Consider the following 13963-nt stretch of genomic DNA (forward strand, 5'->3'; position numbering starts at 1 on the left):
GAAATAAATTACCAATGACAGATTGTTTTTAAAGCGGTCGTTATCCCGGTGAAGACCGGGATGACTAGTTAAGTTAGGTTTCTTTAGGAATTAATATTAACTTAATCTTTCAAAGCTAGCTTTACATTTAATATGGATAGTTCAAGAAGAAGTTTTATTAAGAATGCCAGTCTGGTGAGTCTGGGGTTTGTTGGTTTAAATCATTACGCGATTAATGCTGCTACGGGTCTATTTGATACTGCTGACTTAAGTATAGGCTTTGGTCCGCTTAGTCATCAGAACGGTGATACGCTGAGCCTTCCCAAAGGTTTTTCATCCAGAATTATTTCCCGTAAAGGACAACTGATGAATGACGGTCTCTTAGTGCCCGGCATGTATGATGGCATGGGATCTTTTTCTACGGGAAGTGGAAAAACTATATTGATTAGAAACCATGAAAACTCTCCTGGAGCAGACTTGCTTGGCCCTTTTGGAGAAAAGAACGGGTTGATCCATAAAATCAATAAAAGTAAGATCTATGATTTTGGCCATGGGAAAGATACCTGTGTAGGTGGTACTACTACGGTGGTTTACAATGAAAAAACGCAAAAAGTAGAATCCCAATATTTGAGTTTAATTGGTACTGTAAGGAACTGTGCAGGTGGTATTACACCATGGCAATCCTGGATTACTTGTGAGGAAAGTAGCCTGAAAATTAGTGATGGTTTGGAAAAAGACCATGGATTTACCTTTGAGGTTCCTGCAACAGAAAAAATCGGGATCACTGATCCACATCCTATAAAGGCTATGGGACGTTTCACACACGAAGCCGTTGCAGTTCAGCCTAAAACTGGTATCGTTTATCAAACAGAAGATGAAGGAGACAGTCTTTTTTACAGGTATCTCCCTAATACCTATGGCAAACTGCATAATGGAGGTAAGCTTCAGTGCCTGGTTATTAAAGAATGGAAAAGTGCAGATACCCGAAACTATGCAAATTTAACTACGAACCATTTTCCGGAAAAGAAATCGTTTGAAGTAGAGTGGATGGATCTTGCCCATGTAGAGGCACCAGATAGCGACCTGCGATTAAGAGGATTTAAACTTGGAGCTGCAAGGTTCTCCAGGGGAGAAGGAATTTGGTATGGGAAAAACGAATTGTTCTTTGCCTGTACCGATGGAGGGAAGAATAGAAAAGGGCAGATATTTAAGTATACCCCAAGTAAATTTGAAGGAACACCTGAGGAAAAGAAAGCCCCGGGAGTGATTGAACTCTTTCTGGAACCTAATAATGTAGAGACTTTTCAGAACTGTGATAACCTGACTATAGCTCCATGGGGCGATGTGGTCATCTGCGAGGATAAGAAAGATCCAAGAGTGATTGGCATTACACCAGAGGGAAAAACTTACGTTATTGCAAAGAACGTTGGTTTCCCTAATTCAGAATTTGCAGGTCCGGTATTTTCGCCATCAGGCAATACCTTATTCATCAATATCCAAACACCCGGGGTTACATTAGCTATAAATGGCCCCTGGAAAAATATCAGGAAGAAAGGTTAACACAATCGATCTGTATATTGCTGTAAATAAGTATTATATTTATAGTAATATACAGATACTTAGTTAACTTACCTTATGAAACACTACCTGGGCTGTTTCTGTATCATTTTTTTGCTGGCTTGTAGTAGTAACAATAAAGCCATCAAAGTAAAGGGCTCTGATACTGAGGTGAATCTTGCCGTCAGGCTCGCTGAAAACTTTTATAAAGTAAATAAGGAATTTAGTGTAGCTATTTCTGGTGGTGGCTCAGGTCTGGGAATAGCATCATTACTTAACGGGCAGGCAGATATTGCCAATTCATCCAGACCTTTAAATTCCGATGAAATCAGGATGTTTAACGTCCGGCGAATAAAACTTCGTACAATAGTTTTTGCAGAAGACGCTACTGCTTTCATTGTTCAAAAAAACTTTCCATTAGATAGCATTGATGTATTCACACTGGGGAAAATCCTGAGTGGTGCGTATAAATCCTGGAAACCAATAACGGGACAGGATATGAGGATTAATATTTATGGCCGGCAAAGTAATTCAGGAACACATTCTTTTGTTCGTAAGAAATTAGAAATCCGTTTTAGTCCGGATGCAAAAGAGATGAATGGTAATGCCCAGATTATGGAGGGCGTAAAAATGGATGTTTCGGGGATAGGATATGTGGGAGCAGGGTATATTTTAAAAGATGGAACAGGACAACCGGTTAAAATATTAAGGATTTCTCCAAAAATTGGTCAGCCAGCGATTTCACCTCTGGATCAAGAAGCTATCAGGTATGGTCGTTATTACTTTCAAAGGCCACTTTATCAGTTTATACCAGAGACATCCTGGAATAAAGTTGCTGCATTTATTGATTTTGAAAAAGGAGAAGAAGGTCAAAAAATTATTCAGGAGTCAGGTTATTATATCACGCATTAATTTGATCATAACATGAAGCTCAGCGTTAGAGAAAGTATTGACAAATCCATCAAACTGGTTGTAAAAACAACAGGTTTAATGGTTATTGCTATTTTAGGTGGTATTTTTTTTATGTTGCTATGGAATACAATAGCTTTTTTTCTGAAAATACACCCGCTTGATTTTATTACCGGTACACAATGGAATCCTTCGGGCGATCCGGAAGTTTATGGGATTTTGCCTTTATTGGTCAGCACTTGCCTGGTCTCCCTTGGTGCCATGGCAATTGCGATACCACTTGGAATAGGAACAGCGGCTTATTTGTCGGAATATGCTGGTAATCGGCTTAAAAATATATTGAAACCGATGATAGAGATGTTGGCTGCGGTACCATCGGTAGCCATTGGTTTTTTGGGGATTGTAGTACTGGGTCCTGGGATCGCCGGAGTAATCGGACTTTCTAACGGTTTAAATGCATTGAACGGCGCAATTTTATTAGCAGTAATGGCATTGCCTACTATCATTACAGTAACGGAGGATGCTTTACATGGGGTACCGGATAGTTATAGAGAGGCAAGCTACGGTGTTGGCGCAAGTAAATGGCAAACGCTGACAAAGGTGACGATTCCAGCTGCGGCCCCTGGTATCCTGGCCGCGGTGATGCTTGGTGTTGGCCGTGCCATTGGAGAGACTATGACCGTATTGATGGCAACAGGGAATGCAGCAGCTTTTCCGAAAGGTTTTTTTCATTCCGTTAGGACCATTACCGCTACTATTGCCATTGAAATGGGGGAAGTTCCTTATCAAACTACCCACTATTATTCTCTTTTTGCTATTGCAGCAGTATTGTTCCTGATTACATTAGGCGTAAACCTGATGGGAGAGTATTTCGTTAATAAATTTAAAAAATTCCATTCCGTATGATGAAGAAACTAACACCGGTTATAGAATGGGGAACCTTGTTGATGAGCACTGGCATGGTTTGTTTTTTTCTGGTTGTCATCTTGTGGGATCTGATCAGTAAAGGGGCACCATCGCTTTCCTGGGAGTTTGTTTCTGCTTTGCCCAGGGAGGGAATGACCAAAGGAGGGATCTTGCCTGCAATTATTGGGACGGTATTGCTGACTTTGATTACTTCAGTGGTCTCCGTTCCTTTTGGGATCAGCTGTGCAATTTACCTGAACGAATATGCGACGGATAACTGGCTGACCAGGACTATCAGAGCTTCAATACGAAATCTGTCGGGTGTACCCTCAATAATTTATGGCCTTTTTGGCCTTGCGCTTTTTGTTCAGGGATTAAAAATGGGTACTTCAATGCTTTCTGCCGGATTTACATTGGGCTTGCTTTCTTTGCCCTATGTGATTATTACTACGGAAGAAGCACTCAGGCGTATTCCGGCAAGTACACGTGAAGCAGCATTAGCTGTCGGGGCCACGCAGTTTGAATCCATTAGGGATGTAGTTATGCCAGCTGCATTGCCTGGCATATTAACGGGAGTAGTGCTCACCCTTTCAAGGGCTGCTGGCGAAACTGCACCAATATTATTTACTGGTGTAGCCTTCTATATCAACAATCCGGCAGGTTTTTTAAACCAGGAATTTATGGCTTTGCCCTATCATTTATATATGCTTTCCACACAACACCAGGCCATTGAACAGGTTAGACCTTTGGCATATGGTACCGCACTTGTACTTATTGTTGTCGTGTTTTTATTAAACTTAACCGCTTTTTATATCCGTTACAAACAGCGTAAAAATGACTAAGGAATTGATCAAACTTTCAGCTTCTGCTGTTAACTTATGGTTTGGCAGTAAGCAGGTACTTAAAAATGTCAGTGTTGCCTTTCCCAAAAATCAGGTAACGGCATTGATCGGCCCGTCTGGTTGTGGGAAAAGTACATTATTGCGGTCTTTTAATCGCATGCACGATCTTTTTCCTGATGCCAGGATCGAAGGTACATTTTTACTCGAGGAACAGAATCTTTATGCAAAAGGACTTTCTGTTACTGAGGTGCGTAGTCGGATCGGGATGGTTTTTCAAAAAGCCAATCCTTTTCCCAAGAGCATTTATGAGAATATCAATTATGGGTTAAAGATCAATGATGTGCCAAAAAGTGAGCGACCTGAGCTTATTGAAAAGGCTTTAAAAGAAAGTTACATCTGGGATGAAGTAAAGGACGAATTGCAGAAACCCGCAACGAGATTATCAGGAGGACAGCAACAGCGGCTTTGTATTGCAAGGGCAGTGGCTTTGAGACCAGAGGTGATCCTTATGGATGAACCCTGCTCCGCTTTGGATCCGCTCAGTACTTTAAAGATTGAAGAACTGATTGTTAAGTTGAAGAAAGACTATACCATTGTAATTGTAACACACAATATGCAGCAGGCGCAGCGGGTGGCTGATAAAACGGTTTTTATGTATCTGGGCGAAGTTATTGAAGCTGGAGATACCCATAAAATATTTCACAATCCTGAAAATGAACTGACTGGCAACTATGTAAAAGGGCATTTTGGCTAGCACCAGCAGGCCATTTTTTCTTATGGATTGAATGTCTTTTTTTTGCGATACAAATCCCCGGTGATCCTTTTTCGCTAGATTTGTAGGATTTGATATTGGTAACCATAACGATTTTTAGATGAAGGTACTTTTAATAGAGGATGAAATAGCTGTTGTTTCTTTGATAAAAAGAGGCCTGATGGACGATGATAATGATCTGGATATTAGTGTGGCTATGGACGGACTTACAGGATTGAAGATGGCGGGTATGAATCAGTTTGATCTGATTATCCTTGATGTAATGTTACCCGGTATGGACGGTCTTGAGGTATGTCGAAATATCAGATTAACGGATCCTGATGTACCTATTATCATTCTTTCAGCTTTGAATCAAACGGAGGATATTGTCGCTGCTTTTAACCTTGATGCAGATGAATATTTGACCAAACCTTTTAAAATCGACGAACTGAAGGCGCGTGTATATCGCAAGTCGCGTAAATCCGGAATAGTTCGTACTGCACCCGCAAACGTTCTGACAATAGCAGATCTGGTGCTGGACAAAGATAGCAAGACAGTTACAAGGGCTGGGAAGGTTATTGTATTGACTGCTACAGAATATAGGTTACTTGAATATTTAATGCAGAACATGAACAGAATCATTACGCGTGTGGATATTCTTGAAGAGGTTTGGGGAATGGATTTCAACCTCAGTACAAACGTAGTTGATGTATACCTGAATTATCTGAGAAAAAAAATAGATAAGAACTTCACACCTAAATTGATTCATACGGTGATTGGTATGGGCTATGTACTGAGAGTGCAGGAGAACCATGAAGATTAGAACCAAAATCATTTTGCTATCCTCGGCAATAGGGACTATGATCCTGTTGTCCTTTGCGGTATATGTTTCTTATTTTACCTCTAAGACCCTGGAGAATAAATTCTATATCAGGTTAGAAGAAAATGCCCGGATGCTGGGAACGCATGTCTTGAATTCTAAAATTTATAAAGACAAAAGTTATTACGAATTGAGTAATCAGTTCATTAACCAGTTTTCCTTTGGCAAGAACTTCCTGGTAAGGGTTTCTAAGCAGGGAAAGCAACCCCGTTATGAGCCGCTATTGCCTATGGGTAATTTTTTCTTTGAAGAAGCTATAGAAAATGGAAGGGCGGAGTTGATGCTCAATGATACGGCTTATGTTGCATTGTTTTTTGAAGACAAAGATCATAACAAGAACCTGGTGGTGGTTTCTTCAGCAGTGGATGAATTTGGGAAAGCTGAACATACCGATCTCAACCAGGCTTTGATATCGGGCGTGGCGATCTTCTTATTTTTTATCGTTTTGATCTCTTTCTATTTTGCTGATCGATTGTTGAATCCGATTGCCTCTATCAATAAAAGGATCGGATTGATCAATATCAGCAACCTTAATCTGAGGTTACCCCATAAAGCAACTAAGGAAAAAGACGAGATTGAAGTCTTGATTTCCAATATCAACGACATGTTGAACCGCCTGGAAATAGCGGTAAAATCTCAGCGTAGTTTTATCAGCAACGCATCACATTCATTGCGGACACCTATGACAATTATCAGTGGTGAATCTGAACTGGCACTGAATAGCCTGGACCCTAAACATCCTGCACATTACTCTCTGGAGATGGTTTCCAGAGAAGTTGACCGGATGAATTTGATTGTCAGCAACCTGCTTTTACTTTCTCGTACAGGATATGATGGTAAGGTGCAGAACATGAGTCATATAAGGGTTGATGAATTACTCTATAGTGTGAAGGAGTCTGAAGGATATCTGAATGATAACCATCGCATCTATCTGGACTTTTCGAACATCCCAGAGGATAGTAATTTACTAACCATTTATGGCAACCAGGACCTGCTTTTTATAGGGCTTTCCAACATTATTTCCAATGCCTGTAAATATGGCAATGACAAAGAGGTGAAGGTAAGTATTGAAGTGGTCAATTCGAAGATTGTTATACGGGTAACTGATCAGGGGATCGGAATTCCCGACCACGATAAACCACATATATTTGAATCTTTTTTCAGGGCCTCAAATGTGGGGAGTATTTATGGAAATGGGCTGGGGTTAGTGCTCGCGAAAAACATTTTTGAACTTCATGACGCTACCCTGACGATCGATTCTACTGAAGGAAAAGGCACAATTGTGACCATAACCTGTCCAATCGCCGATTTCTAATTTCGCTCTTATTTCTTACTAATTATACGTTAATCTTCGGTTTAGCGCATTTTTAGGTTAGCTGCCTATACTTGTATCGTAAGTTTAACGATATGAAAATCAGAACAAGTATAGGTATAGTTTTATGTGCAGTTTGTCCAATAGTATCATGGGCGCAAGCCCCCCGTGATTCTTCTATTTTTAACCTTAATATACTTGGGCGTACCTCATTTAATATCGGAGAAAAAAACGGTAAGGATTTAAATGCCGGCTTTAGACTGGATGAAACCAGACTGCTAATGAGTGGTCATGTTAATCCAGATCTATCTTATAAGGTGCGTTTCCGGTTGAATAGAGCTTTCAATACGACCAGTCAGGACAATGGATCAAGAGCGCTTGATTATGCACAGGTTAACTATCAATTCGGTAAACACAAAGAATGGGAAGTTGCCTTAGGTAAACAAGCCGCCGCGGTAGGAAGCTATGAATTTGTCAACAACCCGGTTTATGAATATGTATTCACCGATTATGTAGACCGTATTCTTAATCTGTTTGTAGTGGGTGCAACCTTCTCCTACAAAGTAAACCCAAACCATAATTTTCATTTACAAGTTTATAATACTTCTACTGAAACTTTTGATCAGCTGATCAAAAGCGCTGGTTATGGCGCAGGTGAATTGAAACCATCCGAAAGTCCGCTTGGTGCTTATTTAACCTGGGAGGGGAGTTTCCTCAATAAAACTTTCCATACCAAATGGTCATATAATTATTCGCAATTGGTAGCTGGAGCAGATAACCAGGCCATTTCACTTGCCAATATGTATAAGTCAAAGAAGACAAAAGTGTATTTAGACCTTCAATATTCCGATTATGGGGTGGATCATACCATGCTGGCATCTAATCCTGTTCATTCATTTTATGGAACTACGGGAACAGATAGAACCATGCTTAGGGATATTGCTTATAAAACTGCCGTATTGAGGGTAGATCAACAATTTAACAATAGCTGGAGCATTTCTATGAAAGGAGCCTATGAAACAGCTAGTGCGCGGAAGGACAAACAAATAGGTAAAGACTTTAGAAACAATTGGACAGGATTTGTTGCATTGGAACACAGACCGATAGCGAATAAAGACTGGAAACTTTTTGCAGGATACATTGGCAATACGGTTAGTTATAAAAATCGGATTGGATTACCTGCAGAAAGGAACAACCGCTTTATCCTCGGTACCTTTTTTAACATAACTGCTATTTAGTACAACGACAAAAATCATATAGATAATAAACTTTTAACATTATAAAATTTTATGCGTTTAACACCCAGAGAAACCGAAAAATTGATGCTGCATTTTGCAGGAGAGCTTGCTGCCAAACGCCTCAAAAGAGGAGTGAAGCTAAACTATCCGGAGAGCATCGCTTATATCAGTGCTGAAATTATGGAGAAAGCAAGAGATGGAAAAACTGTTGCGACCCTTATGGAATTCGGGACCAAGTTATTGAGTAGAAAACAGGTGATGGAAGGTGTTCCTGAAATGATCCATGATGTACAGATTGAAGTTACATTTCCAGATGGAACAAAGTTGGTAACCGTTCACAACCCTATTCGCTAATCCTTAAAATAAGAACAATGATACCAGGAGAATACATTATAAAAAAAGAAGATATCAAGGCCAACGAGGGATACCGTACGGCCCCGTGTTCAGTAACTAATACTGGCGACAGACCGATACAGGTAGGTTCCCATTATCATTTTTTTGAAGTAAACAGACATTTGCGCTTTGATAGAGAGCGCGCATTTGGGATGAGGCTCAATATTCCGGCAAGTACAGCGATACGTTTTGAACCTGGAGAAAGTAAAGACATCATCCTTGTTGAGATTGGTGGTAATAAAGAGATTCACGGATTCAATGGTCTGACCAATGGTAAGTATACCAATGAAAAGGTGAAAGCCGCTGCTATAGAAAAAATGGTAACAGAAAAGTATAAAACCGTAAAATTAAGATAAGATATTATGGCAGAATGGAATAGAAGAGAATGGATTAAGGTAGTTGGTATGACTGCCGTAGGTAGTGTAGTTGGTTTAAGGTCGCTAGGATTAGAAAAACTAGGCCTGGAAGCTGGTTCCGTTAAATATATTGATGGAGACCTTTACATACCCAGAGCAAAATATGTAGCCTTATTTGGTCCTACTACAGGTGATAAAGTAAGATTGGCCGATACAGAATTGTTTATTGAGATTGAGAAAGATTTCGCTGTATACGGAGAAGAAAATAAGTTTGGTGGTGGTAAAACCATCCGTGATGGTATGGGACAGTCGGCCCGTGCATTAGCAGATGAAGGCGTGCTGGACTTCTGTATCACTAACGTAATGGTTATCGACCATTGGGGTATTGTAAAAGGTGATGTTGGTATTAAGGATGGAAAAATTGTAGGTGTAGGAAAGGCAGGAAATCCTGATGTTCAGGATGGTGTAACCAAAGGAATGGTGATTGGTGCTTCTACCGAAGTACACAGTGGTGTAGGAATGATCCTTACCGCAGGTGGTATTGATACCCACATCCACTTTATCAGTCCAACGCAAGTTGATACGGCGCTTTATAGCGGAGTAACTACCTTTATCGGTGGTGGTGCCGGACCGGCAGATGGTACGCATGCTACTACAGTAACTTCTGGTAAATGGTATATGGAAAAAATGCTTCAGGCATTTGAAACGTTGCCAATTAACGTCGGTTTATTTGGTAAAGGAAACGTATCAACCATGACGCCTATTGAAGAAATGGTAGAGGCTGGTGCACTTGGTGTGAAGATTCACGAAGATTGGGGCGCTAATCCTGTAACGATCGATACAGCGCTTAAGGTTGCAGATAAATATGATGTACAAGTGGCTATTCACTCTGATACACTAAATGAGGCTGGTTTCCTGGAAGATACAGTTCGTGCAATTGACGGACGTGTAATCCATACTTTCCATACTGAAGGTGCTGGTGGGGGGCATGCTCCGGATATTATGAAAATTGCCATGTATCCTAATATTTTACCTGCATCTACGAACCCAACTAAGCCATACACCATTAACACGGCAGAAGAGCATTTGGATATGTTGATGGTATGCCATCACCTAGATAAAAATGTAAAAGAAGATGTAGCTTTTGCGGATTCAAGAATCCGTCCTCAAACTATCGCTGCAGAAGATATTCTTCAGGATATGGGGGTATTTAGTATCATGAGTTCTGATAGTCAGGCAATGGGTAGAGTAGGCGAAGTGATCACCAGAACATTCCAGACTGCTCACAAAATGAAGGTACAACGAGGTCCACTTAAGGAAGATCAGGGAAATGGCAATGATAATTTCAGGGTAAAACGTTACATCTCCAAGTACACGATCAACCCAGCTAAAGCGCATGGAATTGATACTTATGTAGGATCAATTGAGCCCGGTAAAATTGCAGATTTGATCTTATGGAAAGCAGAAATGTTTGGCGTAAAACCGGAGATCGTAATCAAAGGAGGAATGATCCTTGGTGCAAAAATGGGAGATGCCAATGCGTCTATTCCAACACCTCAGCCTATCGTATATAGAATGATGTTTGGTAACCATGGAAAAGCATTATCCAGTACCTGCTTCAACTTCGTTTCAAAGGTTTCTTTAGAAAATGGAAGCATTGATAAATACGGATTGGCACGTACCAGTTTACCGGTAAAAGGATGTAGAACTGTGATGAAAAAAGATATGGTTCATAACGATGCCATGCCGGATATTTCGGTTGATCCGGAAACTTATGATGTACGTGTAGATGGCGTAATTGCTACCTGCGAGCCTTTGGCTGTACTTCCTATGGCACAACGTTATTTCCTTTTCTAATATGATAAAGGTAGATCGGGTTATTGCTAATCTATATGACGATGCTAAGCGTTACTCCAACTGTAAAATTGATGTTTTACAAGTGGAGTGGTACGACACAACAAAGGGAATCCTGCGCATGCTAACAGATGGTGGACGTGAAATTGCGATCCGTCATCTGCCACAGGAGCAGCTTTATCATGGTGATATTGTGTACCAGGAAGGTAGAGATATCATTGTGGTACAGATTATCCCTGGCCCTTGTATTGTATTTAAGCCGGCTACATTGAGAGATATGGCCATCGTATGTTTTGAAATCGGTAACAAGCATATCCCGGTCTTTATAAATAAAGACAAAGAAGTCATTATCGCGTTTGAATCTCCCCTTTACCTGTTCCTGAAAAGGGGGGGATTTAAGCCGCGAAAGGAGGAGCGGATAATTGAAAGAACCTCTACGCTGATGATTCATAAATGGAGTACCTCAGGACAGGTTATTTCTTTAGCAAGCAAGTAAGATGAATGCACTACTGACACTATTACAGATTAATGACTCTGCATTTCCAATCGGCAGTTTTACACAGTCTTATGGATTGGAAACCTATGTAAGCAAAGGAATTGTGAACGATAGCAAAGCGGTAAAAGTTTATGCGGAAACGATGCTGCAACACAACTTTTATTATAATGATGCCGCATTTTTTATGCTGGCCTGGAAGATGTGTGAAAGTAATGCTACGAAAGCAAAAGTGCAGGAACTGGACGAACTGATCAGTGCTTATAAAGCGCCTTTTGAAATCAGAGATGCCAGCAGGAAACTCGGCATCCGCTTTTTAAAAGTGACAGAGAATCTTAAACCTGTACCGCGTTGTACAAAATACCTTCAGGCAATTAAACAAGGCGAGGTACACGGGCACTATGCGATGGCTTTTGCCATGTATGCGCATGCTGCTAAGATCCCGATGGAGGATGCATTACATGCATTTTATTATAACACACTAAACGGGATTGTAACCAATTGTGCCAAGCTGGTACCCATCAGCCAGATGGACGCTCAAAAGATCTTGTACAACCTTCATGGTTTAATAGATCAACTGGTGGAAACACAGAAGCAAATGCCCGAAGAACTGTTAGGGAGTTGCTGTATCGCTCAGGATATCAGATGTATGCAGCATGAAAAATTATATACACGGATTTACATTTCATAATGATATAAAATGGCAAAGAGAAAATATGTAAAAATAGGGGTCGCAGGCCCCGTAGGGTCGGGAAAGACCGCGTTAATTGAAAGGTTGACAAGAGCAATGTGTACATCATATAGTATTTGTGTGGTGACCAATGATATTTATACACGTGAGGATGCTGATTTTCTTCAAAAAAATTCATCACTACCAGCAGAGCGTATTGCTGGTGTAGAAACTGGCGGTTGTCCGCATACTGCAATTCGGGAAGATTGTTCCATGAATATAGAAGCAGTAGAGGAGCTGGCCGAGAAATTTCCCGATGTGGAGTTGATTTTTGTGGAGAGTGGCGGGGATAACCTAACTGCTACATTCAGTCCGGATCTGGCCGATTTGACCATTTTCGTGATTGATGTAGCTGAAGGTGAAAAAATACCTAGAAAAGGTGGCCCTGGAATTACCAGGTCAGATCTATTGTTGATCAATAAAATTGACCTTGCTCCTTATGTAGGTGCAGATCTTTCGATCATGCAAAGCGATGCAAAACGTATGCGTGGAGAACGTCCATTTATCCTGACCAATATGATGACCTTACAAGGTTTGGATGAGGTGCAGGATTGGATTAAGAAATATGCTTTATTAGAAGGGTAAAAGATAGATATCATGGATAGTGCAATAAAGATTAGCGTATGTGTAGAAGAGGAAAAGACTGTCCTGAAAGACAGCTTTTACAATATGCCATACAAAATAGTGCCTTATGGCGCTCAGCGTGATCACCAGCATCTGGAGTTAATCATTATGAGTTCTTCTCCGGGAATTATGGATGGAGATCATTTGAAAATTGATATTCAGGTAGGAGAGCAGGCCAATCTTCATCTGTACTCCCAGTCCTATAATAAGCTGCACCCCATGAAAACAGGGGCTACACAACAAACTGTAGTTAACGTGGGGAAAGATGCCTTTTTTCAATATATTCCATATCCGATTACACCCTTTAAAGATTCCATATTCCATACGGCGAATGAAGTGTATCTGGAAAAGGGAACTACTTTGCTTTGGGCTGATATCATCTGTGCGGGTAGGGTACATCGTGAGGAGGTCTTTCAATTTGAGAAACTGCACAGCACCACTAAAATATATAAAGAAGGTAAGATCGTTTATGTAGATAATCAGGTTTTGCAGCCTGCAGCTCAGCCTATCGATAAAATGCTGTTTCATGAGGGGTATACCCATCAGGCAACACTGATTATCGCTTCAGACTTTGCTTCAGCATTCAAGAAGGAACTGGATGAAATCTTTACAGGTGAATATGAAGACATCACTTTTGGATTTACCACCTGTGCCAAAGATATGATTCTTGTGCGCGCCTTAGGAAACAATGGAGACCTGCTCTATAATTTTTTGAAAGCAGTTGCCAGTATGTGTACAGAGTTTATCGAACATCAAACACCTGTAGCAGCGCTTACCGAAAGCTAATTATTATGCACGAAATAGCAATAGTGAAGGATATTTTTAAAACCCTGGAGCAAGCGTATCCAGAAACCTATGAAAATATCGCCAAAATAACAGTACAGGCTGGGTTATTATGTAACGTACAGCCTATTCTTATTCAAAATGCTTTCGAAGCATTTGTTTTAGAAGAAACGAGTTTTAAAGAAACGGAACTAGAGATTGAATTGCTGCCAATTATCGCTTACTGCAGACAGTGTACTTCGTCATTCGAGGTTCGCTTTCACAAATTTGTATGCGTGTGTGGCACTTCTTCAGATCAGATTGTGCAGGGAGAAGAACTTCGTATTAGTCAAGTAATTTTTAAAGATTAAATAACA

15 protein-coding genes and 1 pseudogene are annotated in these 13963 nt (G+C 40.5%); all 16 read left to right on the forward strand.

The window, feature by feature from the left end:
• The first annotated feature begins 132 nt into the window (after window positions 1-132).
• Window positions 133-1539: an alkaline phosphatase PhoX gene (locus tag R2Q84_RS21305; RefSeq protein WP_316818625.1), complete on the forward strand. Its 1407-nt coding sequence runs from the start codon at window positions 133-135 to the stop codon at window positions 1537-1539.
• Between the two features lie 75 nt (window positions 1540-1614).
• Window positions 1615-2448, forward strand: coding sequence for a PstS family phosphate ABC transporter substrate-binding protein (locus R2Q84_RS21310; RefSeq protein WP_316818626.1), 834 nt, complete (start codon window positions 1615-1617; stop codon window positions 2446-2448).
• Between the two features lie 12 nt (window positions 2449-2460).
• Window positions 2461-3351, forward strand: coding sequence for a phosphate ABC transporter permease subunit PstC (gene pstC, locus R2Q84_RS21315; protein ID WP_316818627.1), 891 nt, complete (start codon window positions 2461-2463; stop codon window positions 3349-3351).
• Window positions 3348-4193: a phosphate ABC transporter permease PstA gene (gene pstA, locus R2Q84_RS21320; protein ID WP_316818628.1), complete on the forward strand. Its 846-nt coding sequence runs from the start codon at window positions 3348-3350 to the stop codon at window positions 4191-4193. Before pstC ends, pstA begins: the two co-directional genes overlap by 4 nt.
• A complete protein-coding gene (gene pstB, locus R2Q84_RS21325; protein ID WP_316818629.1) occupies window positions 4186-4947 on the forward strand; it encodes a phosphate ABC transporter ATP-binding protein PstB in 762 nt (253 codons plus the stop codon). Before pstA ends, pstB begins: the two co-directional genes overlap by 8 nt.
• A gap of 118 nt (window positions 4948-5065) precedes the next feature.
• Window positions 5066-5767 carry a response regulator transcription factor gene (locus tag R2Q84_RS21330; RefSeq protein WP_316818630.1) on the forward strand — a complete coding sequence of 234 codons (702 nt, stop codon included), beginning with the start codon at window positions 5066-5068 and terminating at the stop codon, window positions 5765-5767.
• Window positions 5757-7139: a HAMP domain-containing sensor histidine kinase gene (locus R2Q84_RS21335; protein WP_316818631.1), complete on the forward strand. Its 1383-nt coding sequence runs from the start codon at window positions 5757-5759 to the stop codon at window positions 7137-7139. Before R2Q84_RS21330 ends, R2Q84_RS21335 begins: the two co-directional genes overlap by 11 nt.
• 92 nt (window positions 7140-7231) lie before the next feature.
• Window positions 7232-8374 carry a porin gene (locus R2Q84_RS21340; RefSeq protein WP_316818632.1) on the forward strand — a complete coding sequence of 381 codons (1143 nt, stop codon included), beginning with the start codon at window positions 7232-7234 and terminating at the stop codon, window positions 8372-8374.
• 51 nt (window positions 8375-8425) lie between these two features.
• Window positions 8426-8728 (forward strand): urease subunit gamma, encoded by a 303-nt coding sequence (gene ureA, locus R2Q84_RS21345; RefSeq protein WP_316818633.1) that lies wholly within the window; start codon window positions 8426-8428, stop codon window positions 8726-8728.
• A 17-nt stretch (window positions 8729-8745) separates the two neighbouring features.
• Window positions 8746-9042, forward strand: a pseudogene (gene ureB / locus R2Q84_RS21350) (urease subunit beta); the annotation flags it as partial.
• 87 nt (window positions 9043-9129) lie between these two features.
• Window positions 9130-10980, forward strand: a complete 1851-nt coding sequence (gene ureC / locus R2Q84_RS21355) for an urease subunit alpha (RefSeq protein WP_316818635.1) — start codon at window positions 9130-9132, stop codon at window positions 10978-10980.
• Between the two features lies 1 nt (window position 10981).
• A complete protein-coding gene (locus tag R2Q84_RS21360; RefSeq protein ID WP_316818636.1) occupies window positions 10982-11473 on the forward strand; it encodes an urease accessory protein UreE in 492 nt (163 codons plus the stop codon).
• 1 nt (window position 11474) lies between these two features.
• Window positions 11475-12161, forward strand: a complete 687-nt coding sequence (locus tag R2Q84_RS21365) for an urease accessory protein UreF (RefSeq protein ID WP_316818637.1) — start codon at window positions 11475-11477, stop codon at window positions 12159-12161.
• 9 nt (window positions 12162-12170) lie between these two features.
• Window positions 12171-12785 carry an urease accessory protein UreG gene (ureG, locus tag R2Q84_RS21370; RefSeq protein ID WP_316818638.1) on the forward strand — a complete coding sequence of 205 codons (615 nt, stop codon included), beginning with the start codon at window positions 12171-12173 and terminating at the stop codon, window positions 12783-12785.
• 12 nt (window positions 12786-12797) lie between these two features.
• Window positions 12798-13610, forward strand: a complete 813-nt coding sequence (locus R2Q84_RS21375) for an urease accessory protein UreD (protein WP_316818639.1) — start codon at window positions 12798-12800, stop codon at window positions 13608-13610.
• A gap of 5 nt (window positions 13611-13615) precedes the next feature.
• Window positions 13616-13957, forward strand: coding sequence for a hydrogenase maturation nickel metallochaperone HypA (locus R2Q84_RS21380; RefSeq protein WP_316818640.1), 342 nt, complete (start codon window positions 13616-13618; stop codon window positions 13955-13957).
• Window positions 13958-13963 lie beyond the last annotated feature (6 nt).

It is taken from the genome of Pedobacter nyackensis, assembly GCF_032678475.1.
Taxonomy (GTDB): domain Bacteria; phylum Bacteroidota; class Bacteroidia; order Sphingobacteriales; family Sphingobacteriaceae; genus Pedobacter; species Pedobacter nyackensis_A.